The sequence below is a fragment of the Prauserella marina genome, assembly GCF_002240355.1.
Lineage (GTDB): Bacteria > Actinomycetota > Actinomycetes > Mycobacteriales > Pseudonocardiaceae > Prauserella_A > Prauserella_A marina.
Genome location: NZ_CP016353.1, coordinates 945,694 through 967,523 on the forward strand (window position 1 = coordinate 945,694; position 21,830 = coordinate 967,523).

Below are 21,830 nucleotides of genomic sequence, written 5' to 3' on the forward strand. Positions count from 1 at the left end.
TCAACTAGACCGATTTGCGCAGCCTACTGACCCAAGCGCAGGACTTTCCTCCCGTAACACTGCGCAGTGCGGTACAAACTTAGTGGCACCTTGCCATCAGGTCTGCAATCGAGAGACGGGATTGATCGCCGTGAACGCGAAAAAGCTTGCGGGACTCGCTGCCCTCGCGTTGATCTTGTTCTTCGTGATCGCCCAGCCAGGCAACGCAGCGGGCCTCGTCAACAACGTGATCGGCTTCCTGCGGGAGGCTGCCGAAGCTGTGATCACCTTCGTGAGCAACATATTCAGCTGATTCGGCGCTAGTCTTCCTATATGTTCGCGCCGCGCGACCCAGACGAGTACCTCCTCGAAACCGAGCGACGAGTAATCCGGATCAGACGGCATTGGTCCTGTCTGGCCTGGGACATGTTCGAGGCCCTTGCCCTCATCGCCATTTGCGTGATGGTGTCCTACATCCTGCCGCCGGCGATGTGGATCGTGCAGAACATCCTCTGGTATCTCGCGCTGGTCGTCGTGCTGCGCTTCGCATACAAGGTCATCGAGTGGTGGGTCGAACGGCTCGTCGTCACCGACAAGCGGTTCATCATGACCACGGGTGTGTGGACGACCAAGGTGCTGATGATGCCCATCACCAAGGTCACCGACCTCACCTACGAGCGCACCTTCTGGGGCCGCATGCTCGGGTACGGCACGACGGTCGTCGAGTCGGCGGGGCAGATCCAGGCGCTGAACCGCATCGAGTACCTGCCGCGCCCCGAAGAGTTCTACGACACCATTTCGGACCTGGTCTTCGGAGACAAGCAGAAGCAGGCGGAGCGGTTCTCGATGATCAAGGCGCAGCGGGCGGCGCGAGGCAAGAAACGGATGGTCGGCTGAGCCCGTCGCCGCCGCCGCAGGACAATGGCCTGTGTGCGCATCGACCTGCATACCCACTCGAACGTCTCGGACGGCACCGACACCCCGGCTGAACTCGTCGCCGTGGCGGCGGAGGCCGGTCTCGACGTGCTGGCTCTGACCGACCACGACACGACGGCCGGATGGCGGGAGGCCGCCGCCGCGCTGCCGAAAGGCCTGCGGCTGGTTCCCGGCGCCGAGTTGTCTTGCGAGTCGGTTGACGCGTACGGGCGGAAGGTGAGCGTGCACATGCTGGCCTACCTTTTCGACCCGACCTCGCCCGCGATCGTCGAGGAGCAGCGGCGACTGCGCGCGCAGCGGAGGGCGCGGTTGCGTGCGATGGCGGTGCGGATGGCGGAGGACGGGCTGCCCGTCGACGCCGACGAGATACTCGGCCTGCTCGCCGACGACGCACCGGCGGGCCGCCCGCATCTGGCGCAGGCGCTGGTGAGGGCCGGGGTGGTCAGCACGGTGGACGAGGCGTTCGCCAGCTTTCTCGGCAACGGGCGCGGGTATTACCTGGCCAGGACGGACACTCCCGTCGAGGAAGCCATCGACATGATCAGCGCGGCCGGCGGAGTGACCGTGCTCGCACATCCGTTCGCGATCACGAGGGGGCCGACGGTGACGCCGGAGGTGATCACCGCACTCGCGGCGCGCGGCCTGACGGGTATCGAGGTCGACCACCCCAACCACGACGAGGAGACGAGGGCGAGGCTGCGGGATCTCGCCAAGGAACTGGACCTGGTGCGCACGGGGTCCAGCGACTATCACGGCACGAACAAGAGCATCGCGATCGGCCAGGAGACGACGGAGCCAGAGGAGTTCGAGGAGCTGGTCGCCCGTTCGTCGGGCGTGCCGGTCTTCGCGGGCTGAGCGGCGAGAGCGATAGCGGGGGAGCTTTGCTGCCGTTTGGCGATAGCAAAGCTCCCTTGCTTCGACCCGGGCCGGAAAAGGTGTCGGTGGCCTCGCCTACCCTGTGTCCGAGGTGATGTGCGTGGCGCAACTGGGTTTCGACTTCGGGGTCGAGCCGAAGCGGCTGACCAAGGTGACGCCGGCGAGGCTCGCCACCTTCGACGACTGTCCGCGTCGGTACCGCATGACGTATCTCGACCGGCCCCCGCCGCAGCGGACGGGTCCGTGGGCACACAGCACGCTCGGCGCCGTTGTCCACAACGCGCTGCGTGCGCTGTTCGATCTGCCGGCCGGCCGCCGCACTCCTGCGAGGGCAGCGGCGCTGGTCGGGGAGCAATGGAACGACTCGGGCTTCCTCGACGAGCGGCAGGCGGCCCGCTACCGCGAACGCGCCAAGCAGTGGGTGAGCGACTACGTCGAGCGCAGCGACGTCGCGGTCGAACCGGTCGGCCTCGAAAGGTGGGTTTCCGCGCCGGTCAGCACCGACGAGGGGCCTCCGTCGCTCATCGTCGAGGGAAGGGCCGACCGCATCGACGAGCGTGGCGGCGAACTCGTGATCATCGACTACAAGACCGGCAAGCGCGAGCCCGACGAATACGAGGCACGCGGCTCGCAGGCGCTCGCCATGTACGCCGTCGCGGCCGCCCGCACCCTGCGCCGCCCGTGCCACCGCGTCGAACTGCATCACTTGCCAACGGGCGCCGTCGCCTCGGCCGAGCACACCGAGGACAGTCTGCGCAGGCAACTCACCCGAGCCGGTGAGACCGCAGCCGAACTTCAGGTCGCGACGGATACCCTGACAGCACACGGAAACGCGGACGAGTTGTTTCCCGCGCGAACCGGAAGGCGCTGCTCGTGGTGCGACCTGAGGCCAAGTTGCGCCGAAGGCCAGCAGGCGGCCCCGGCGGCGCGATCATGGGATCTGCTGGCTCCTTGAGCACGCACACGACAGACGGAGTGACATGCCCGGGTCTGACACGACGGAACTCGACACGGCCGGGCTGAACGCGGGGCGGCCGCCTCGCGGGGAGGGCAACCCGAGGGCCGGAAGGCTGTGGCGCGGCGTCACCGGCTCACTGGCAGCCGGGCTCGTCATCCTCGCGCTCGCGGTGTTCGGTGCCGTCGTACTCGGCTGGGTCACCGGCGCGGTCGGCCCCGGCCTGTGGCCGCTGCTGGGACATGTCGCCGGCGCCGTCGCCGGTGTCGCGGCGCAACGCTTCGCCGACCGGCACAGCGGCGCGAAAGCGGCGGCGGCCGGTGTCGCCGTCGCCGGTGTCGCCGCCTCGGTGTTGTGGTTCTTCTGGTGGGCCTGATCGCGACCCGCGATGCCGCTCGGTGAGCAGGACTTCCGGTAGCGCCACGGAATTCTCCGTGTTCGGCGCGCGAGCCGCCTGCTCGGCGGCAGTCTGCCAGGGCCGGGGCCTGGCAACCTCAGCCCGGCGCCTCGCTCATCGCAAGGCCACCACGGTGTCGCCACGTTGTTCCAGCAGCACCGGACCCGCCGAGGCCAGCTCCACCGGCCCGGTGTAACCCTGCCGGTCGACCCCGATGGTGCGGATCGTGGCTCCGGTCCGCTCGTCGAGTACCGCGAGGCCGCCCGCGATGGGAACCACGTATTGCCCAGCGAACAGGGTTCCCGGGCCGAGACTGTCCTCAAGTGTCCATTGTGGTGCGAGATCGTTCCTTGCCAGCGCGACCGTGCGAGAACCGGTGAACCAGTAGAGGTTGCGGACCCCTTCCGAGGTCGGAGCGACACCCTGGGGCGGCTGCCGCGCGAGGTCGGGCGCCGGCAGGTCGAGGGGGTAGGTGGCACTGACGTTGCCGTCACCGTCGAAGACGGCGAGCTGGTTGGCGTCGGGCATCGCGACGGCCGAGTGATCGGCCGACATCGCGACGAGCACACCCTGCGCCCCGGGCAGCAGGGTGCTGAACAGTTCCTCCGGCTCGTCGGCTTCCTCACTCGCTGCCTTGAGGACGGTGAGCCGGTCCCCCGCGGCGGGCTGTTCGGCTGCCGGTGACGTCGAGGCCGTCTCGCCGTCGTTCTCGCAGCGCTCGATGACACCGACCTTGCCCGCCGCCGCGGCGACCGAGCTGTAGACGCACCCGGTCCGTGGTTGCTTTTCCGGGTTCTGCGGCGCGTAGACCTGGCCGTACTCCATGCTCTTCACCAGGTCGCTGCGCCAGGTGTTGAGCAGGTGCTTTCCGGTCGTCGTGACGTGGTCGCCATCGCCGACCAGCCGGGTGCCGAGCTCGGCGTCCCCGTTGCGCTGGGCCGTTCGCTTGCCGCTGTCGGCGTCGAGTTGGGTGACCTCGCTACAGCCGGCGTCCTTGCGGTACACGGCGAGCACCCTGTCCCACGACCCGGACACCGTGCACAGCTGAAGGTCCCTTGCGTAGCGCCAGCGGATTTCCCCCGTCAGCGGATCGCGGCCGGCCACCTCGCCTCCGCTCGCGGTGATCACGGAGTTCTGTTCGGCGACGGGAAGGGGCGTGTCCTGGCTGTCCGCTCGCCAGATCTCAGCGAGCTGCGCGGGCACCTCGCCGGGAGCGGGAGGCAGCGCGGGCGCGGGCCCCGCGACTTCCTGGCTGGTGGCGCGATTGTCACTGAACGCCCAGATCAGCAGGCCCGTGGTGAGACTCACCACCGCGATCAACGCGACGGCGATCCGGTCGCCACGGCGGTTCCACGGTGACCGGCGCCCGTTGCCTCCGGCACGCTCGCCACCCACTCCACGCCGGGCGGGGCGGTGCCGGTGGGCGCTCAGCCGCCCGGCACCGCCCTCCGCGTGGCCGGGACCGTCCGGGTCGTCCGGGCTGTCACTGCCGTGCTCGGTGTCCGTGATGTTCGCGTCGGCCGCGTGGTCACCGGGCACGCCCTGACCCACTGGCGCGAGCACGTCCTCCGTACCGGGAGCGAGCACGGGCGGGACGTCGCCGGTGTCCTGCTTGCGATGCCGGCCGGAGGAGGTGTTCACGTGCTCAGTCTGCCCTCGCCTGCGTGTCGGTCGTGTTGGGCACCCCCTGCCCCGAGCGGCGGCGACGGCGGCGCCGCGCGGGCCGTTCGGCACCTTCACCGCTGACGGTTTCCTGCTTGTCACCGGTCGTGGCCTGCGCCTCGCCTGCGGGCTTGTTCCCGCTCCTCGTGCGCCGCCGCCGTGGGCGTGCGTTCGCCTCGGAGGCCGGTTCCGCCTCGCCCGGTTCGGACCCGGCGTCGACTCCGCCGCGGGTGCGCTTGCGGGGCTTGCTCGACCGCTTGGCAGTTCCGCGCGAGGACGGGGTACCGCCGTTACGGCGGCGCTTGCCGCCGAGGTCTTCTTCCTCTTCGGCCGCGAGACCGGCCCGCGTCCGCTTCGACATCGGCAACCGCCCCGTCGCGTCCTCGGGAATGTCGAGGTCTTCGAAGAGGTGCTTCGACGTGGAGTACGTCTCGACCGGGTCGGTCGCGTCGAGCCCCAGTTCGTCGGAGATCAGCTTCCAGCGGGGGATCTCGTCCCAGTCGACGAACGTGATCGCGACACCCGTCTTGCCTGCCCTGCCGGTGCGGCCGATGCGGTGGACGTAGGTCTTCTCGTCCTCGGGAGTCTGGTAGTTCACCACGTGCGTGACGTTCTCGACGTCGATACCGCGAGCGGCGACGTCGGTGGCGACGAGCACGTCGACCTTGCCGGACCGGAAGGCTCGCAACGCCTGCTCACGGGCACCCTGGCCGAGGTCGCCGTGCACAGCGGCGGCAGCGAACCCGCGCTCGGTGAGGTCGTCGGCCACCTTCTGCGCCGTGCGCTTGGTGCGGGCGAAGACCATGGTCAGCCCGCGATCGGCGGCCTGGAGCACCTTGGCGACGAGTTCGGGCTTGTCCAGCGAGTGGGCCCGGTAGACGAACTGCGCCGTTCGCTCGTGCACGGCCCCAGCGTCGTTCTCCTCGGCCCTGATGTGGGTCGGCTGGGTCAGGAACGTCCTGGCCAGCGTGATGATCGGCCCCGGCATGGTGGCCGAGAACAGCATCGTCTGCCGCTTCTCGGGAACCATTCTGAGGATGCGCTCGATGTCGGGAAGGAAGCCGAGGTCGAGCATTTCGTCGGCTTCGTCGAGTACGAGCGTCTTGACCTTGCCGAGCACGAGGTGCCGCTGTTCGGCGAGGTCGAGCAGCCTGCCGGGGGTGCCGATGACCACGTCTACGCCCTTGCGCAACGTGGCGATCTGCGGTTCGTAGGGGCGCCCGCCGTAGATGGCGGCGAGCCGGACGCCGAGGTGCTTGCCAGCGTCGGTGAGGTCGTGTGCGACCTGGAGACACAGTTCCCGCGTCGGTACCACGACGAGCGCCTGGGGAGTTCCGTCGCCTGGCAGTTCGACCCGCTGTAGCAGCGGAACGCCGAATCCCAGCGTCTTGCCCATGCCGGTGCGGGCCTGGCCGATGACGTCGTCACCGGCGATCGCGAGCGGCAGCGTCAGTGCCTGAATGGCGAAGGTGCGCTTGATTCCGGCGTCGTCCAGCGCGCGAACAATGTCCGGGTGGACGCCGAATTCGGCGAAAGTGGGGTTTTCCCGCTGGGCCTCGGCGTCGGAGCCTGCCGTCAGCGGATGTGAGGTGTCGACTCCCGGTTGCCCGGACTCGCTGTGTTCCAGTGCGACCGGATCGGTGCCGGCGCTTACCGTGTTTTCGATGGTCTCGGTGGTGCTGTCGTTCTGGTCGATGTCTGATCGCCTCTCTCATACCAGCGCGCACGGCCAGGTATTCCGCGACACTCGACCACGCGGAACGGGGTTCGCTTGGGGCTGATCACGCTGCTCACGGTGATCACGCGGAACCTCTCACGCGTGGGAATGCCGCCGAGGCGTGCACGCACACTGTGTGTTGACCGTAGTGCGTTCTCGCCGGAATGCGGCGACGCACAATGCGGTGGCAACTTCACTATCAGTCCGAAGTGTACCTTGTCTACCTGCTTGGTTGGTGACCGTGCTCGCACTGGGTCACGTGTCGTTTGTCTCGCCACCTCGGCGAGGGCAAGCTCGACCGGTTGGGTGGTCGGCGCCGTTCTGCGAGCGGGCGTACTCAACTACGGTGAACCCGTGAGTGAGCCGAAGGCACAGATCAGACCTGGCGTAGCTGACCTGCTGGGGGTGCTCGCCTACGGCGAGCTCTCGGCGTTCGACCGGCTCGCTGAGGACGCGCGCACGGCGCCGACGCTGCCGGGAAGGGCGGCGCTCGCGTCGATGGCGGCGGCGGAAATCGGGCATTACGCGCTCCTGGAGCGGCATCTCGCCGGGTACGGGATCTCCGTCGAGGAGGCGATGGCGCCGTTCCAGTCGCACATCGACGCCTTCCAGACCTCGACCGCCCCGAAGTCCTGGCTGGAATCGCTGGTCAAGGCATACGTTGTGGATAGTCTCGCCGCTGATCTCTATCGCGAACTCGCGCAACTGCTCGACGAGGAGACCAGGCAGCTCGTACTCGTCGTGCTCGACGACACCGGCCACTCCGCGTTCGCCGAGCGCGAAGTCGCCGCGGCCATCGCGGCAGACTCGACCCAGCGCGACCGGCTGGCGCTGTGGGGCCGGAGGCTGCTGGGGGAGGCGTTGACGCAGGCCCAGTACATCGTGGCCGAGCGGGACGGGCTCGCGGAGCTGATCGTGGCGGGCACCGGCGACCTTTCCGGCATCGCCGCGTTGTTCAGAAGGCTTCAGCAGGGCCACACCAAGCGGATGCAGGTGCTCGGTCTCGGTTAGCCTTGACTCGAACAGACCCGGATAACCAGGCGGAGGTTGCACGTGGAGGTCAAGATCGGCATCAAGGACACCCCGCGGGAGCTCGTGGTGTCCAGTGGCCAGTCGCCTGAGGAGGTCGAGAAGCTGGTCGCGGAGGCGCTCGGTGCCGAGGACGGCCTCTTCCGGCTCACCGACGAGAAGGGCCGCACGTTCCTGGTGCCTTCCGGTCGCATCGCCTATGTCGAGATCGCGCCGTCGGACACCCGCAAGGTCGGTTTCTCCGTCGGTTCCTGACGACGAGTGAAGGGGCTCCGAGCCCGCCCCTGGCGGATCGGAGCCCCGTTCTCGCGCTGACCCTCTTTCCCGGACCGTCTACTCCCAGAGCACGGCCTCGATTTCCCTGCCGTCGTCGGTCGAGCAGCGGCTCCACGGATCGGTCGCCGTACCGCTGGCGCAGGTCCATTCGCCCACGGTCACCGGGCCGTTGCCGCCCGCGCCGGGTCCCTCGCCGTTCTTGAGTTTCGTGAAGTAGTCCTGCATCGACTGCGTGGCGCTCGCGCAGTCGACGGTGCCCGCCCTGACGTAGACGTCGGCGGGAACCTCGGCCGCGGTGATCACCACGTTCGGGCACCGCGTCCCCGGCGGGTCGCCTTCCGGCGCGGAGCCGGTCGGCTCGGCAGGTGAGTCCGTCGGCTCAGGCGATTCGGTGGGCTCGGTCGTCGTGGCAGGGGAAGCCGGGGAGGCCGAAGTCTCCGCGCTGTGGGAGGGCGTCACAGCGCTCGGCGTTCCCGCTTGCTGGCTTGTCGCGCCGCAGCCCGCGATGGTCAGCAGTCCGGCGAGCAATGCGATGCGCGGAATGTGTCGGATTCCCATGTCCGCTCTGGCGCAGCGGCCGTTAACTCGGTTCCCAGTTGTTAATGGGAAATTTGCGCTGGATGGTCGGTGTCCTCCAGTTGGTCCAGCGCGGTCGGCACCGTGAACGGCGGGGTGCTCGTGCCCATGATCCGGTACCGGTCCCACGGGTCGGGGTCGGACAGTTCGCCGCTCGCGGTGCCCTGCTCGGTCCTGATCTCGACCTTCTTCTTTCTGCCACCGGCCAGCTCGGAAACCCGGTCGCTGGCGGAAACCCTTCCGTACCAGTGGTAGTAGCCGTCGATGGGCTGGAAGTGGCCGCGCAGCCGCACCGTGACGGGCAACTCGACATCGTCGAGCAGCAGCGTCGCCTCGCCGGTGTAGTCGTCTTCCTCGTGCTCGCTCATGGGTTCTCTCCCGTCTTGGGGTCGCTCGCTCCCGCGACGGGGGCGAGCTTGACGACCTTGTTCGCGTCGAGTGGCTTGTTGGGGTCGATGGTCACGCCGTGCTGGCGGGCGAGGCCGTCGATGGCGGCCCAGATGATCCGCGTGAGGTACTCGACCACGCTGTCGCGGCTCATGGTGCGCTTGTCCAGCCACCACTCGCCGGTGTTCTGGACCATGCCGACGATGCCGTAGGACCACGGTTCCGCCGCCCCCGAATCCATGTTGAACATGCGCATGTAGTCGCCGAGCAGAGCGGTCAGCGCCGTGGCGATGACCTCCTTGTCCTCGGCGACGACGTCGGAACCAGCCGGTTTGTCGGCGAAGGCGTTGCGGGCGAGCAGGCGATAGAGGTTCGGGTGCTCCTCGATGACCGTGAAGAACGCATTGAGCGCCATCCTGATGCGCGGTACCGGCGCCAGTTCGGCGTTGATCGCGGGCAGCAGCCGTTCGAAGAGCAGTTCGGTGCCCCGCTGGCCGAGCGCGACGTAGAGGTCGGCCTTGTCCTCGAAGTGCCGGTACAGCACCGGCTTCGTGACACCGGCGGCCGCGGCGACGTCCTCCATGCCGAGTTCGGGGCCGTGTTCGTCGAGTGCTTTCAGTGCCGCTTCGACGAATTCGGCGCGCCTGGCGATGCGGTGCTTGCGCCAGCGATCCCTTCTCGCGTCGCTTTTCGGGCCTTCGGCGGCTTTGCCGGTGTGCTTGACACGATCAGCCATGGCCATCATGCTACCAGAAGTAACTGTTACTAGAAGTTACACATATGGGGAAGGTGGTGTCGGCGATGACGCGGACCCTCAAGGAAGAAGGCCGGGAGAAGACCGCCGAACGGTTGCTGAAGTCGTCGGCCAACAAGTTCTACGACCCCGAGGTCGACATCGACTGGGACGCGCCTCTCGTCGAGGGAAAGCGATTCATTCCTGAACACCGCTCCAGCCTCTACGGCACCGACCTGTGGGAGCGACTGTCCCCAGAGCAGCGCATCGAGCTGGGCAAACACGAGATCGCCAGTGTCGCCACCAACGGACTCTGGTTCGAGGTGCTGCTCATGCAGATGCTGCTCAAGGAGGTCTACGGCGCTGACCCGACGAGCAGGCACGCGCAGTACGCGCTCACCGAGATCGCCGACGAGTGCAGGCACTCCACGATGTTCGCGAGGATGACCGAGCGCATCGGCTGCCCGCCCTACGGGCCGGTGAAGTGGCGGCGCCGCTTCGGCAAGCTGCTGCCGGTCATCGGCTACGGCCCCGCGTTGTACGGCTCGATCCTCGTCGCGGAGGAAGTGCTCGACCGGTTGCAGCGCGAGCAGATGAACGACCCCGAGATCCAGCCGCTCGTGCGGATGGTCAACCGCATCCACGTACTCGAAGAGGCACGGCACGTCACGTTCGCCCGCGAAGAGGTCACCAGGGGGATGGCGAAACTGTCCAAAGCGGAGCGTGCCTACCAGCGGCTGCTGATCGCCGTCGTGTCGCACGAGGTCACCCGCAGCCTCGTCAATCCAGCCGTGTACAAGGCCGTCGGCATCCGTCCACGCGACGGATACCAGGCCGCCATGAACAACCCGCACTGGCAGGAGACCGTGCACTACGCGGGTGGGCGCATCATGCCGTTCCTCGACGAGGCCGGTCTCGTCGGCGGGCCGGGGATGCGGTGGTGGCGCAGGGCATTCCTGGTGAACGACCGGTGACCCGGCCGTTCGTCACCTCGGACGGGACGCCGCTGCGGGTCGAGCAGACAGGCCCGGCTGACGCCGACGACACCCTCGTGCTCGTCCACGGCTGGACCCAGGATCACCGAAGCTGGGACAGGGTCGTCGCCGAGTTGCCACGCTCGATCCGTGTGCTGCGTTACGACCTGCGCGGGCACGGGGAGTCCGGGCAGGCGACGCCCGCGACGGCGACGATCGATCAGCTCGCCGACGATCTCGCCGAGCTGATCGCGCGACGGGTTCCGGAGGGAAGACTCGTGCTGGCCGGTCACTCCATGGGCGGCATGACCATCATGGCGCTCGCCGACCGGCATCCCGAGCTCGTCGCGAACAGGGTCGAAGGGGTCGCCTTCGTCGCGACGTCCTGCGGAGGGATGAACAACATCAGCCTCGGGCTGCCAGGCTTCGTCGGAAGGGGAGCGGCCAAGGCCGAGCGGCGGCTCGCGAAGCTGCTGGTGGCCTACCGCAGGGAAGCACTGCCACTGCGGCCGGGCGCGGTGCGGGCAGGTGCGCGCTGGCTGGTGTTCGGCAGCAAGCCGCGCCGCGCCGACGTCGCGTCAGTGGCCGAGCAATTGCTGTGCGCGCATCCGGCGAGCGTCGGCGGTTTCCAGAACGCGATCTCACTGCACGAGCGCAGGACGGCGCTCGCGGCGCTGCGCACGGCCACGACGGTCGTGCTCGCGGGAGACGCCGACCGGCTCTGCCCCGCACCACACGCGAGGGCCATCGCCGACGAATTGCCCGGCGCGCGGCTCGTGCTGTTTCCGGGTGCCGGGCACATGCTCCAGCAGGAACGAGCGCACGAGGTCGCCGAACAGCTCGGCAGGCTGCTCACGACCGTGCGCACGGAGAAACCGAAAGTGGCGCTGGGCGCCTAACGGGCGGGTCGTGGTCGTGCCGGGGGCGACCACGACCGGTCGTCACGAATGCTGGAGCGGGAAGCCCGCGCCGATTCCGCGCCAGGCGAGCGTCGAGGTGAGCGCGACGGCTTCCTCCCTGCTCATGGAGCTGTGGTGAGCCAGCCAGAACCGAGCGCTGACCTGGCTCATGCCGACAAGGCCCACCGCGAGCAGGCGGGCCTTCTCCTCGTCGAGCCCTGCGTCGGCGGTGATCGTCTCGGTGATCGCGTCGACGCTGGCCGAGACGGCCCTGTCGACGGCTTCCTGCACGGCTGGCTCGCCACGCAGGTCCGATTCGAACACCATGCGGAAGGCGCCCGCGTCGCTGTTGACGAAGTCGAAGAACGCGCCGACGGCGTTCATCACCCGCTGCTTGTTGTCCGTCGTCGAGGACAGCGCGCCCTGAACCCCGCTGACCAGGTTGTCCACGTGGCTTTCCAGCAGCGCGATGTAGAGGTCGAGCTTGCCGGGGAAGTGCTGGTAGAGCACGGGCTTGCTGACACCGGCGCGCTCGGCGATGTCGTCCATGGCGGCCGCGTGGTATCCGTTGGCCGCGAACACCTGCTGGGCGGCGGCCAGCAGCTGGGCGCGGCGTTCGGTACGCGGCAACCGAACTCCCCTGCCGAGCTGTGCCGATCCGGTGCTCTCGCTCGTCCCTTGCGACTGCGGTCGCGCCGTCTCAGTCATCCCGCCTCCAACTTCACTTCCACCGCACATTACTCGCCGGTACACCGACGGCGCCAAGAGCGCTGGACATGAGGCATCCTTGAACCCGTGTCGGAAACACTGTCCCGCAGGGTGAAGAACCCCTCAACGTCAGCGGTGCGGCGTGCCCCGCTGACCCAGGTACCGCTCTCCAGCACTCCGCTGCCGCCACTCGACCCGGCCGCAACGCCGTGGCCTGGCGCCATGGCAAGGGTAAGTGGCCTCGATCTGCACGTCAGGCACACACCCGGTGCGGGCGATTCGACCGTGGTGTACGTGCACGGACTCGGGGGTTCCTCGACCAACTGGACCGACCTCGCCGCGCAGCTCGCGCCGTCCGCGCGGGGCTTCGCGCTGGACCTGCCCGGCTTCGGCAGATCCGAGCCTGAGACTGGTTTCACCTTCAGCCTCCTCGCGCACGCAGGCGTCGTCGCCGACTACATCGAGCAGCACACGAACGGGCCCGTGCACCTGGTGGGGAACTCGATGGGAGGTGCCATCGCGCTGTTGCTGGGCGCCAACCGTCCCGATCTCGTGCGCACTCTCACACTGGTCTCGCCCGCGATGCCGGACCGGAGGCTCGACCCACGGCGACTGTCGGACCCGCGCGTCGTGTTCGCCTACCTGCCGCTGGTCGGCAGGAAGGTCAGGAGGCAGATCGCGGCGACGGATCCGAGGCAGCGCGCCGAGCAAGTGGTGCGGCTGTGCTTCGCCGACCCCTCCTCCGTGCCCGAGCAGCGGCTCGTCGAGGCGACCGAGGAACAGCGAGCAAGGGCGGATCTCGCGTGGGCGGGCACCGCGATGGCGCGCAGCACCATGGAGATCTTCCGGTGCTGGTTCACCGGGGGAGCGGGCTCGCTGTGGGCCGTAGCGCGCACCGTGCGGGCGCCGTCGCTCGTGGTGTGGGGCACCGAGGACAAGGTGATCTCCGTGCGGAGAGCGGCGAGGACCGCGCGGGCGTTGCCCAGCTCACGGCTGCTCGTGCTGCCGAAGACGGGGCACGTCGCGCAGATGGAACGCCCGGCGACCGTGGCGAGGGCGATGCTGGGCATGTGGGAGAGCGTCGAGGCGAACGCATGGTGAACTCGAAAGTGTTAAGCGTTACTCCGATCGAATGAAGTTTTAGAGCCGCTCTGCTCAGCTGGTCGGCTCCTGAGTCGCGCTCAGCGTGTGGCACTCTGGATCCGTGGACCGGGTAACGGAAGGAAAACGACACGAAGGCCAGCGCTCACAACGTGCGGCGCGGCAGTCGGCTTCCTCCTACCCGAGAGACAAGGGCGGCAGCACGCGGTACCGGCCCTCGGCGCAGAAGAACGGCGAGCGGTCCAGGCAGGGCGCCCGCAGGAGGGTGACGGCCGAGCCGCTCGCGGCCTCCTGGCAGCCGACGGAGGATCCCGAGCGCGGCGAGCCCGCTCCCCGCACGAAGAAGCAGTCGAGGCTGCGTGCGCTGATCAGTACCTACGGCTGGCGGGCCTACGCGCTGCCGATCCTGCTCGTGATCACGGCACTCGTCGTGTTCGACACTACGCGTGCCCCTGACGAGACCTCGACGACCGGCAACGCGGACAGTTCCGGAACGGCGGTGGCAGGCGACTCGCCTCCCGTCGCGAGCGAGAATCCCGCGGAACCGGTCGACCTGAACATTCCGACCGCCGAACTGCCGAAGGGCGGAAAGTTCAGCGAATCCGGCAAGGGGACCTGGCACGTCGTGCCCGGTGAGGGCAAGAAGGTCGGCGATGGGCCCCAGCTGTTCACCTACACCATCGAGGTCGAGGACGGTCTCGACTCAGCCAGTTTCGCCGGTGACGACGGCTTCGCCGAGATGGTCGAGTCGACGCTGGCGAACCCGTGGAGCTGGATCGGCGGCGGTGAGGTGACGTTGCAGCGGGTCGGCGCCGACCATCCGAATCCCGACTTCCGGGTGAGCCTGACCTCGCCGGACACCACCCACCGGCCCGACGTGTGCGGCGGGTCGATCCCGTTCGAGACCTCCTGTTACCGCCGCGATCTCAACGGCGAGAACCGGGTGATCATCAACCTCGCCCGCTGGGTGCGTGGCGCCAAGGCGTGGGGTGGCGACATGACCGGATACCGGCAGTACGCCATCAACCACGAGGTCGGTCACGCGCTCGGCAACGGGCACGTCGGCTGCGCTGACAACGACGGGCTGGCTCCGGTGATGATGCAGCAGACGTTCGGCGTCGCCAACGACTACGTGGCCAGGCTCAACGACACTCCCGGCGGCGACCAGGGCACCGTGCCTGCCGACGGCAAGGTGTGCAAGGTCAACGCGTGGCCGAATCCCCAGGCCCAGCCGCGCTGACAAGTGTCCACCATGTGGACACGGGGAAGAACTGGACCGCTCAAGCGGTTATAGATGAGTGGATTGCGATTAGGCGCGAGATGGAGGCCCCCGATGTCAGGCACGCTGCCACCGCTCGTCGAGCCGGCTGCCGAGCTCACGAAGGAAGAGGTCGCGCGCTACAGCCGGCACCTGATCATCCCGGATGTCGGGATGGCAGGGCAGAAGCGACTGAAGAACGCGAAGGTGCTGGTCATCGGCGCCGGAGGGCTGGGAAGCCCGGCTCTGTTGTATCTCGCGGCAGCGGGAGTCGGCACGCTCGGCGTGATCGACTTCGACGTCGTCGACGAGTCGAACCTGCAACGGCAGGTGATCCACGGGCAGTCCGACGTCGGAAAGCCCAAGGCGGTCTCGGCGAAGGAGTCGGTGGCCGAGACCAACCGGTTCGTCGAGTTCATCGTGCACGAGGAGCAGCTGACCAGCGACAACGCGCTGGACGTCTTCCGGGGCTACGACCTCATCCTCGACGGGACGGACAACTTCGCGACGCGCTACCTCGTCAACGACGCGGCCGTACTGCTCGGCAAGCCGTACGTGTGGGGTTCGATCTTCCGGTTCGAAGGCCAGGTCAGCGTGTTCTGGGAGGACGCGCCGAACGGTAAGGGCCTGAACTACCGCGACCTCTACCCCGAGCCGCCGCCTCCGGGCATGGTGCCCTCGTGCGCCGAGGGTGGAGTGCTGGGCGTGTTGTGCGCCTCGATCGGCTCGATCATGGTCACCGAGGCGATCAAGCTGATCACCGGCATCGGCGAGCCCCTGCTCGGAAGGCTGATCAGCTACGACGCTCTGGAGATGAAGTACCGCGAGGTCAAGATCCGCAAGGACCCGGAGACGCCGAAGATCACCGAGCTGATCGATTACGACGCATTCTGTGGAGTCGTCTCCGACGAGGCCCAGCAGGCGGCCTCCGGCAGCACCATCACTCCGGCCGAGCTGAAGGCCAAGTTCGACGCGCACGAGGACTTCGCGCTCATCGACGTGAGGGAACCTCACGAGTACGAGATCGTCAACATCAAGGGCGCGACGCTGATCCCGAAGGACCGGATCCTCTCCGGCGAGGCGCTGGCCGAACTGCCCCAGGACAAGCCCATCGTGTTGCACTGCAAGTCGGGTGCCCGCTCGGCGGAGGCGCTGGCGGCGCTGCACAGGGCAGGTTTCCGGGACGCGACGCACCTCGGCGGCGGGGTGCTGGCCTGGGCGGGGCAGGTCGACAAGAGCCTGCCGACGTACTGAGCACCGGAAGCGACATTTCCGGCACGTGGGTGCCGGGAATGTCGCCAATGGTCCTTTCCCTATCGTCCTGACGTGAGCGAGGGAGCTTTGCTGCCGTTTAACGGCAGCAAAGCTCCCTCGCTCACTGAAGGGGCTCGACCAGGTGAAGGGAAGCTGGTAGCTGACAGGGGGAACGGGCGGGACGGCGCGGGGCGCCTACTCCATCCTGACGTGTGGCCGGGGTAACGTCGCCTTCCGTGGCCGTCACCCGTGAGCGCCCTCCGGCGCATGTCTGCGCGGCGTTCGGGGCGGATCCGGATTCAGCGGAACCGTTGCCCGACAGCACTGCGTGGCGCCTCGACGAGATCGTACTGAGACCCGTCAGCGACCGGGTTCACACCGTGTGGCTCGCTCGCACCTTCGCCGCCATCGAAGTCTCCGACGTCCGCGTCGCCAAGCCATTGCGCACCACCGACGGCCGCTGGATCATCGCGGGCTGGTCCGCCGCCCGCTACGTTCCCGGCAACAGGGAACACCGGCACGACGACATCGTGCACACCGCCGTGAAACTCCACCAGGCCACGTTCCATCTTCCCCGCCCCGAGCATCTTCTGGTCCGCGACGACATACCAGGCACAGCCGAACGCGTCGCCTGGGGCGAACAGGACATCGCCCTCGACGAGCGAAAAGGGGGCCGCTGGTTCGAGATCCTCGTCCCGGCTCTCCGCCCCGTCGATCTTCCCGACCAGCTCGTTCACGGCGAACTGTTCGGCAACGTCCTCTTCGACGGTGACGACAGCCCGCCGGGGGTCGTCGATTTCGTCCCCTACTACCGCCCCGCCGAGTGGGGCGCTGCCGTCGCCGCCGTCGACGCCATCGCGTGGGGCGGCGCCGACGGCGAACTGCTCCGCAGGTGGTCCCACCTTCCCGAGTGGTCACAGCTGTTGTTGCGCGCGATTCTGTTCCGGCTCGCCTACAACGCGCTCCACCCGCGCTCCACCGCCTCCGCGCTGGACGGCCTCAGGGTCGCCGCGAGCGAAGTGAGCGAGTTCATCTAGATCGCTGCTCACCACCGGCTTCCCGCGCGGCGCGCGCAATGTCGCATCGCCGAAACATGAGACCGCCCGCCATTAACACGCGCTGCCTACTTTCGGTTCCGTCGGCGAACCGGAGGGAGGTGGCCGATGCCCCGCTCGATCACCGCGACGCATTGTCCGTACTGCGCGCTGCAATGCGGCATGAACCTCACGGGCGGCACACCGGAGCCGGTCGAGGTGCGCCCGCGCGACTTTCCCGTCAACGCCGGCGGTCTCTGTCAGAAGGGCTGGACCTCACCGGCACTGCTCGATTCGCCGTCGCGGCTGACGGCACCGCTCATCCGCGAGGCGGGCACCCTCCGCGAGGCGAGCTGGGACGAGGCACTTGATCTCGTCGCCACGAGACTGCGGGCGCTGCGTGCCGAACACGGCGCCGACAGTGTCGCCGTCTTCGGTGGGGGCGGGCTCACCAACGAGAAGAGCTACCTGCTCGGCAAGTTCGCGAGGGTCGCGCTCGGAACGTCGCGGATCGACTACAACGGCCGCTTCTGTATGTCGTCGGCAGCGGCGGCGGCCACGAAAGCATTCGGCCTCGACAGGGGACTGCCGTTTCCGGTGACCGACCTCGCCGGTGCCGACGCCGTCCTGCTGGCCGGGGCGAACCCCGCCGAGACGATGCCGCCCTTCCTGCGGCATCTTCGCAAGGCCCGCGCATCGGGCGGGCTCATCGTCGTCGATCCCCGGCGCACCGCCACCGCCCAGCAGGCGAGCCTGCACCTGGCGCCCGCACCCGGAACCGATGTCGCGCTGGCACTGGGAATTCTGCACGCGGCCGTCGCGGAAGGACGGACCGACGAGTCCTATGTAGCCGAACGAACCGCCGGGTTCGACGGCCTGTGGCGGATCGCGGCAAGATACTGGCCGGAACACGTGGAACGGATCACCGGCGTCGCCGCCGCCGAACAGCGCGAGGCGGCGACACTCATGGCCGCCGCCGAGAACGCCTACGTACTCACCGCGAGGGGCGCCGAACAACACGCCACCGGGGTCGACACGGTCAACGCGTGGATCAACCTCGCGCTCGCGCTCGGGCTTCCCGGCAAAATCGGGTCCGGCTGGGGCTGCCTCACCGGACAGGGCAACGGGCAGGGCGGCAGGGAACATGGACAGAAGGCCGATCAGCTCCCCGGATATCGCAGCATCACCGACCCCGCCGCCCGCGAGCACGTCGCCAAGGTATGGGGCGTCGCCGAACACACGCTGCCCCGTCAGGGCAGCTCAGCCTACGAGCTGCTGGACGCGATCGGAACCGAGGGCGGCCCCCGCGCGCTGCTCGTCTTCGGCAGCAACATCGCCGTTTCGGCTCCACACTCCTCGAACATCGCCGATCGCTTGTCCACTCTGGACTTCCTGGTGACCGCGGACATCGTGCTTTCGGAGACCTCCGCGCTCGCCGACGTCGTGTTCCCCGTGACCCAATGGGCAGAGGAAGAGGGCACATTGACCAATCTCGAAGGGCGCGTCCTGTTGCGGCGAAAAGCAATCGACCCGCCCGCGACGGTGCGCACCGATCTCGCCGTCATCGCGGGAATCGCGCGAAGACTCGGCCAGCCGCCGGACCGCTTCCCCGCCGAAGCGGAAACCGTCTTCACCGAACTGCGTGCCGCGTCGAAGGGCGGCGCGGCGGACTACTCGGGAATCAGCTACGACCGGTTGCTTCGCGGGGAAGCGCTGCACTGGCCGGTTCCCTCCGCCGCCCACCCCGGAACTCCCCGGCTCTTCCTCGACACGTTCGCCACCGCCGACGGGAGGGCGCGGTTCGTTCCCGTCGAGCACACCGGGCCCTCGGAGCGCGCCGACGCGGAGTTTCCCTTGCTGGCGACCACCGGCCGCGTCCTGAATCATTACCAGTCCGGCGCGCAGACCAGGAACATCGCCGCGCTCAACACGGTGGAACCCGAGGTATACGTCGAAGTCCACCCCGACACGGCGGACAGGGCGGGGTTGCGCCACGGCGACCTCGCCAGGGTGCGTTCGCGCAGAGGTGAGCTGATCGCGCGAGTCCGCTGGGTGAGCGGAATCCGCGCCGATGTCGTCTTTCTGCCCTTCCACTACGCCGGTGCCCAGCGCGCGAACCTGCTGACAAATCCCGCGCTCGACCCGAAAAGCCGCATGCCCGAGTTCAAGGTCTGCGCGGTCGCGATCGCCCCGGCGAAGGACACCGCATGAACCGGCAACACGTCGTGATCGTCGGCTACGGCATGGCGGGGGCGAGGCTCGCCGACGAAATGCGCACGCGCGATCCCGGCGGCGAGGCGACCAGAATCACGATGATCGGCGCCGAACCGCACCATGCCTACAACAGAGTGCTGCTGTCCTCGGTTCTCGCGGGAAACCTGCGGCACTCGACCGTACTGCTGCACGACGAACGCTGGGCCGAGGACAAGGGAATCGATCTCAGGATCGGCGTCGGCGCGACCGCGCTCGATCCGGTGGCGAGCACCGTCACGCTCACCGACGGCGGGGTCGTCGGCTACGACATCCTCGTGCTTGCCATGGGGAGCAGACCGTGGCTGCCTCCGGTGGAGGGACTCACGACAGAGGGCGGCGGACTCGCCGACGGCGCGCTGACCTTCCGCATGATCGACGACTGCGCCGAGATCCGGCGGCGCGCGAGGCCGGGTTCGCCGGTTGCCGTGCTCGGCGGCGGAGTGCTCGGTGTCGAGGCCGCGAAAGCACTCGCGGCCGGTGGCGCGGCGGTGACCGTGGTGCATCCGGGCGAGCACATCATGGAGCGGCAACTCGACACCCGCGCGGCACGCGTGCTCACTCGCGTGCTCACCGGTCACGATATCGACTTCCGGATCGCCGCCTCCGCCGCGCGATACGTGCCAGGCGCGGGACTGAAACTCGACGACGGAAGCCATGTCGTCGCCGAGACCGTCGTGGTGTCGGCAGGCGTGCGAGCCGAAACCTCGCTCGCGGATTCGGCAGGTCTGCTCGTCCGGCGCGGAATCGTCGTCGACGACGCGCTGCGCACGAACGACCGCCGGATCCACGCGATCGGCGACTGCGCGGAACATCGCTCGACCGGCGCCGGGCTCGTTCAACCGGCCTGGGAACAGGCCCGGGTGCTCGCCGATCTGCTCACCGGGGCCGACGACGCGGCACGTTATCGCGGCAGCCGCGTGGTGACCCGGCTCAAGGCGCGCGGTGTCGACCTGACCGCGCTTGGCGAGCCCCACACCGATCCCGACGAGCCCGGCGCGGAGGTGCTCAGCTTCGACGACCCGGTCGGCTGCCGCTACGCGAAACTGGTGCTGCGCGAGGACAGGTTGACCGGCGCGATCCTGCTGGGTTTCCCCGATGCCGCCGCCACGATCGCTCAGCTCCACGATCGCGGTACTCCCGCGCCCCGCGACCGCCTCGGCCTTTTGCTCGGAAGGTCGCTGCCAAGCGGGTCTCCCACCGCGGCGAGCCCGGCCGACCTGCCCGCGAACGCGCTGGTGTGCCGGTGCAACTCGGTGAGCAAATCGGCTCTCGTCGACGCGTGGCGAACTGGTGCGACCGACGGCCCGGCACTTCGGGCGGCGACCAGAGCGGCCACCGGCTGCGGAAGCTGCGGCGACACCGTTCAGGGCATCGCCGACTGGCTGGCCGACACCGCATAGACCGCGACCTCGTCAGTGACAAGGAGAAGCACATGAGTTCCCGCACGATCGAACACTGGGATCCGGAGGACGAGAACTTCTGGAACACCAAGGGAAAACGGGTCGCCAACCGCAACCTCTGGTTCTCGATCTTCGCCGAGCACATCGGCTTCTCCGTCTGGACACTGTGGTCGGTGCTCGTGTTGTTCATGGGGCCTGAGTACGGGTTGAGCGCGGCCGACAAATTCCTGCTGGTGTCGACGCCCTCACTCGTCGGCGCCGTGCTGCGTATCCCCTACACGCTCGCGGTCGCGAAGTTCGGCGGTCGCAATTGGACGTTGATCAGCGCGGCGCTGCTGCTGGTTCCGACCGTGCTCGCCGCGATCGTGCTGCGGCCCGGCACGCCGATGTGGGTCTTCCTGCTCGTGGCCGCCATCGGCGGGGTCGGCGGCGGCAACTTCGCCTCCTCGATGACGAACATCAACTCGTTCTTCCCCGAACGGCTCAAAGGCGCCGCGCTCGGCCTCAACGCGGGCGGAGGCAACCTCGGCGTCGCGGCCATCCAACTCGTCGGTCTGCTCGTGATCAGTACGGCTGGATCGTCGGCACCGCAGCTCATCTGCTACATCTACCTCCCGCTCATCGTGCTGGCCATGACCGGTGCGGCCCTGTTCATGGACAACATCGCGCATGTTCAGCGGGAGGGCAACGCGATGCGCGAGGTGTTGCGGGACAAGCATTCCTATGTCATGTCGATCCTCTACATCGGAACGTTCGGTTCGTTCATCGGGTACAGCTTCGCGTTCGGACTCGTGTTGCAGAACCAGTTCGACCGCACGCCGTTGCAGGCGGCGCAGGTGACGTTCATCGGGGCGTTGCTCGGCTCCGTGATCAGGCCGGTGGGTGGCAGGCTCGCCGACAAGCTCGGTGGTTCGAAGGTCACGCTGAGCACGTTTCTCGCCATGGCGTTCAGCACCGTGCTGTGCATAGCGGCCTCCAACGCCGACTCCCTTCCGCTCTTCATGACGGGTTTCGTCCTGCTGTTCGTGTTCTCCGGGATCGGCAACGGCTCCACCTACAAGACCATTCCCGCGATCTTCCACACCAAGGCGCTCACGGCGATCGAGAAAGGGGAAAGGGAAGACCTCGCCTTCTCAAGGTCTCGCAGGCTCTCCGGTGCGCTCATCGGCATCGCGGGCGCCGTCGGCGCGCTCGGCGGGTTGTTCATCAACCTCGCGTTCCGGGCCTCGTTCACGAGCACGGGTTCCGGCGTTCCCGCGTTCGTGTCGTTCCTGGTGTTCTACGCGATCTGCTTCGTGCTGACCTGGGCCGTCTACCTGCGCGGCTCCGCGCGTTCGACGAGCGGTGAGCGGGAACCGGCCTTCGCGGGAGCCGGGGTATGACCGCCCGCACCCGGCCTCTCCGGCAGGGGGAGCGTTCGGTAACA

22 protein-coding genes are annotated in these 21,830 nt (G+C 68.1%); 16 read left to right on the forward strand and 6 right to left on the reverse strand.

The window, feature by feature from the left end:
• The first annotated feature begins 130 nt into the window (after positions 1 to 130).
• The 5 genes from BAY61_RS04255 to BAY61_RS04275 all read left to right on the forward strand — a co-directional run bounded on the left by BAY61_RS04255 (position 131) and on the right by BAY61_RS04275 (position 3,122).
• Positions 131 to 292, forward strand: coding sequence for a hypothetical protein (locus tag BAY61_RS04255; protein ID WP_170140312.1), 162 nt, complete (start codon positions 131 to 133; stop codon positions 290 to 292).
• 20 nt (positions 293 to 312) lie between these two features.
• Entirely contained in the window at positions 313 to 876 is a 564-nt protein-coding gene (locus BAY61_RS04260) for a PH domain-containing protein (protein WP_091810379.1), read from the forward strand.
• A gap of 24 nt (positions 877 to 900) precedes the next feature.
• A complete protein-coding gene (locus BAY61_RS04265) occupies positions 901 to 1,770 on the forward strand; it encodes a PHP domain-containing protein (RefSeq protein ID WP_091810377.1) in 870 nt (289 codons plus the stop codon).
• A gap of 115 nt (positions 1,771 to 1,885) precedes the next feature.
• Complete coding sequence (locus BAY61_RS04270) at positions 1,886 to 2,746, forward strand: RecB family exonuclease (RefSeq protein WP_091810562.1); 861 nt, start codon at positions 1,886 to 1,888, stop codon at positions 2,744 to 2,746.
• 25 nt (positions 2,747 to 2,771) lie between these two features.
• The gene (locus tag BAY61_RS04275) at positions 2,772 to 3,122 is read left to right on the forward strand and encodes a hypothetical protein (RefSeq protein ID WP_091810375.1); all 351 of its coding nucleotides are present in this window, start codon (positions 2,772 to 2,774) and stop codon (positions 3,120 to 3,122) included.
• Between the two features lie 135 nt (positions 3,123 to 3,257).
• Here BAY61_RS04275 and BAY61_RS04280 read toward each other — a convergent pair whose 3' ends face one another.
• The gene (locus tag BAY61_RS04280; RefSeq protein ID WP_091810373.1) at positions 3,258 to 4,784 is read right to left on the reverse strand and encodes an Rv3212 family protein; all 1,527 of its coding nucleotides are present in this window, start codon (positions 4,782 to 4,784) and stop codon (positions 3,258 to 3,260) included.
• A gap of 4 nt (positions 4,785 to 4,788) precedes the next feature.
• Positions 4,789 to 6,471, reverse strand: coding sequence for a DEAD/DEAH box helicase (locus tag BAY61_RS04285; protein ID WP_176879913.1), 1,683 nt, complete (start codon positions 6,469 to 6,471; stop codon positions 4,789 to 4,791).
• Positions 6,472 to 6,876: 405 nt separating this feature from the next.
• Here BAY61_RS04285 and BAY61_RS04290 point away from each other — a divergent pair, with 405 nt between their 5' ends.
• The gene (locus tag BAY61_RS04290; RefSeq protein WP_091810561.1) at positions 6,877 to 7,533 is read left to right on the forward strand and encodes a ferritin-like fold-containing protein; all 657 of its coding nucleotides are present in this window, start codon (positions 6,877 to 6,879) and stop codon (positions 7,531 to 7,533) included.
• 42 nt (positions 7,534 to 7,575) lie between these two features.
• On the forward strand, positions 7,576 to 7,806 hold the full coding sequence (locus BAY61_RS04295; protein ID WP_091810369.1) for a DUF3107 domain-containing protein: 231 nt from the start codon (positions 7,576 to 7,578) through the stop codon (positions 7,804 to 7,806).
• A gap of 78 nt (positions 7,807 to 7,884) precedes the next feature.
• Here the strand turns inward: BAY61_RS04295 and BAY61_RS04300 are convergent, their stop codons facing one another.
• The 3 genes from BAY61_RS04300 to BAY61_RS04310 are packed head-to-tail and all read right to left on the reverse strand — an operon-like array spanning position 7,885 to position 9,535.
• Positions 7,885 to 8,385 (reverse strand): superantigen-like protein SSL4, encoded by a 501-nt coding sequence (locus BAY61_RS04300; protein ID WP_091810367.1) that lies wholly within the window; start codon positions 8,383 to 8,385, stop codon positions 7,885 to 7,887.
• A 41-nt stretch (positions 8,386 to 8,426) separates the two neighbouring features.
• Positions 8,427 to 8,771: a DUF4873 domain-containing protein gene (locus BAY61_RS04305; protein ID WP_091810365.1), complete on the reverse strand. Its 345-nt coding sequence runs from the start codon at positions 8,769 to 8,771 to the stop codon at positions 8,427 to 8,429.
• The gene (locus tag BAY61_RS04310) at positions 8,768 to 9,535 is read right to left on the reverse strand and encodes a TetR/AcrR family transcriptional regulator (protein ID WP_091810363.1); all 768 of its coding nucleotides are present in this window, start codon (positions 9,533 to 9,535) and stop codon (positions 8,768 to 8,770) included. The genes BAY61_RS04305 and BAY61_RS04310 overlap by 4 nt, the downstream gene beginning before the upstream one ends.
• Positions 9,536 to 9,591: 56 nt before the next feature.
• Between BAY61_RS04310 and BAY61_RS04315 the strand changes: the two genes are divergently transcribed.
• Together BAY61_RS04315 and BAY61_RS04320 are read left to right on the forward strand one after the other, a co-directional pair.
• Entirely contained in the window at positions 9,592 to 10,497 is a 906-nt protein-coding gene (locus tag BAY61_RS04315; RefSeq protein WP_091810361.1) for an AurF N-oxygenase family protein, read from the forward strand.
• Positions 10,464 to 11,396, forward strand: coding sequence for an alpha/beta fold hydrolase (locus tag BAY61_RS04320; RefSeq protein WP_245865785.1), 933 nt, complete (start codon positions 10,464 to 10,466; stop codon positions 11,394 to 11,396). Before BAY61_RS04315 ends, BAY61_RS04320 begins: the two co-directional genes overlap by 34 nt.
• A gap of 42 nt (positions 11,397 to 11,438) precedes the next feature.
• On the opposite strand, the gene BAY61_RS04325 is transcribed toward BAY61_RS04320, so the two are convergent.
• Entirely contained in the window at positions 11,439 to 12,104 is a 666-nt protein-coding gene (locus BAY61_RS04325; RefSeq protein WP_170140311.1) for a TetR/AcrR family transcriptional regulator, read from the reverse strand.
• An 87-nt stretch (positions 12,105 to 12,191) separates the two neighbouring features.
• On the opposite strand from BAY61_RS04325, the gene BAY61_RS04330 reads away from it, so the two are divergent.
• The 7 genes from BAY61_RS04330 (at position 12,192) to BAY61_RS04360 (ending at position 21,786) form a co-directional block, all read left to right on the forward strand.
• A complete protein-coding gene (locus BAY61_RS04330; protein WP_420848875.1) occupies positions 12,192 to 13,205 on the forward strand; it encodes an alpha/beta fold hydrolase in 1,014 nt (337 codons plus the stop codon).
• 103 nt (positions 13,206 to 13,308) lie between these two features.
• Positions 13,309 to 14,445 (forward strand): DUF3152 domain-containing protein, encoded by a 1,137-nt coding sequence (locus tag BAY61_RS04335; protein ID WP_091810357.1) that lies wholly within the window; start codon positions 13,309 to 13,311, stop codon positions 14,443 to 14,445.
• Positions 14,446 to 14,538: 93 nt separating this feature from the next.
• Positions 14,539 to 15,717, forward strand: coding sequence for an adenylyltransferase/sulfurtransferase MoeZ (gene moeZ, locus BAY61_RS04340; RefSeq protein WP_091810355.1), 1,179 nt, complete (start codon positions 14,539 to 14,541; stop codon positions 15,715 to 15,717).
• 236 nt (positions 15,718 to 15,953) lie between these two features.
• Positions 15,954 to 16,754, forward strand: coding sequence for a TIGR02569 family protein (locus BAY61_RS04345; protein WP_091810353.1), 801 nt, complete (start codon positions 15,954 to 15,956; stop codon positions 16,752 to 16,754).
• Between the two features lie 126 nt (positions 16,755 to 16,880).
• Complete coding sequence (locus tag BAY61_RS04350; RefSeq protein WP_091810351.1) at positions 16,881 to 18,962, forward strand: molybdopterin oxidoreductase family protein; 2,082 nt, start codon at positions 16,881 to 16,883, stop codon at positions 18,960 to 18,962.
• Complete coding sequence (locus BAY61_RS04355) at positions 18,959 to 20,404, forward strand: FAD-dependent oxidoreductase (protein WP_091810349.1); 1,446 nt, start codon at positions 18,959 to 18,961, stop codon at positions 20,402 to 20,404. Before BAY61_RS04350 ends, BAY61_RS04355 begins: the two co-directional genes overlap by 4 nt.
• A gap of 32 nt (positions 20,405 to 20,436) precedes the next feature.
• Positions 20,437 to 21,786: a nitrate/nitrite transporter gene (locus tag BAY61_RS04360; protein ID WP_091810347.1), complete on the forward strand. Its 1,350-nt coding sequence runs from the start codon at positions 20,437 to 20,439 to the stop codon at positions 21,784 to 21,786.
• The last annotated feature ends 44 nt before the right edge of the window (positions 21,787 to 21,830 follow it).

What these genes read in the sequence shown, in the direction of transcription:
- BAY61_RS04260 (WP_091810379.1), top strand. Translation starts at nt 313, where the DNA reads ATGTTCGCGCCGCGCGACCCAGACGAGTACCTCCTCGAAACCGAGCGA.
- BAY61_RS04265 (WP_091810377.1), top strand. Translation starts at nt 901, where the DNA reads ATGGCCTGTGTGCGCATCGACCTGCATACCCACTCGAACGTCTCGGAC.
- BAY61_RS04270 (WP_091810562.1), top strand. Translation starts at nt 1,886, where the DNA reads ATGTGCGTGGCGCAACTGGGTTTCGACTTCGGGGTCGAGCCGAAGCGG.
- BAY61_RS04275 (WP_091810375.1), top strand. Translation starts at nt 2,772, where the DNA reads ATGCCCGGGTCTGACACGACGGAACTCGACACGGCCGGGCTGAACGCG.
- BAY61_RS04300 (WP_091810367.1), bottom strand. Translation starts at nt 8,385, where the DNA reads ATGGGAATCCGACACATTCCGCGCATCGCATTGCTCGCCGGACTGCTG.
- BAY61_RS04305 (WP_091810365.1), bottom strand. Translation starts at nt 8,771, where the DNA reads ATGAGCGAGCACGAGGAAGACGACTACACCGGCGAGGCGACGCTGCTG.
- BAY61_RS04310 (WP_091810363.1), bottom strand. Translation starts at nt 9,535, where the DNA reads ATGATGGCCATGGCTGATCGTGTCAAGCACACCGGCAAAGCCGCCGAA.
- BAY61_RS04315 (WP_091810361.1), top strand. Translation starts at nt 9,592, where the DNA reads ATGACGCGGACCCTCAAGGAAGAAGGCCGGGAGAAGACCGCCGAACGG.
- BAY61_RS04325 (WP_170140311.1), bottom strand. Translation starts at nt 12,104, where the DNA reads ATGACTGAGACGGCGCGACCGCAGTCGCAAGGGACGAGCGAGAGCACC.
- moeZ (WP_091810355.1), top strand. Translation starts at nt 14,539, where the DNA reads ATGTCAGGCACGCTGCCACCGCTCGTCGAGCCGGCTGCCGAGCTCACG.
- BAY61_RS04350 (WP_091810351.1), top strand. Translation starts at nt 16,881, where the DNA reads ATGCCCCGCTCGATCACCGCGACGCATTGTCCGTACTGCGCGCTGCAA.
- BAY61_RS04355 (WP_091810349.1), top strand. Translation starts at nt 18,959, where the DNA reads ATGAACCGGCAACACGTCGTGATCGTCGGCTACGGCATGGCGGGGGCG.
- BAY61_RS04360 (WP_091810347.1), top strand. Translation starts at nt 20,437, where the DNA reads ATGAGTTCCCGCACGATCGAACACTGGGATCCGGAGGACGAGAACTTC.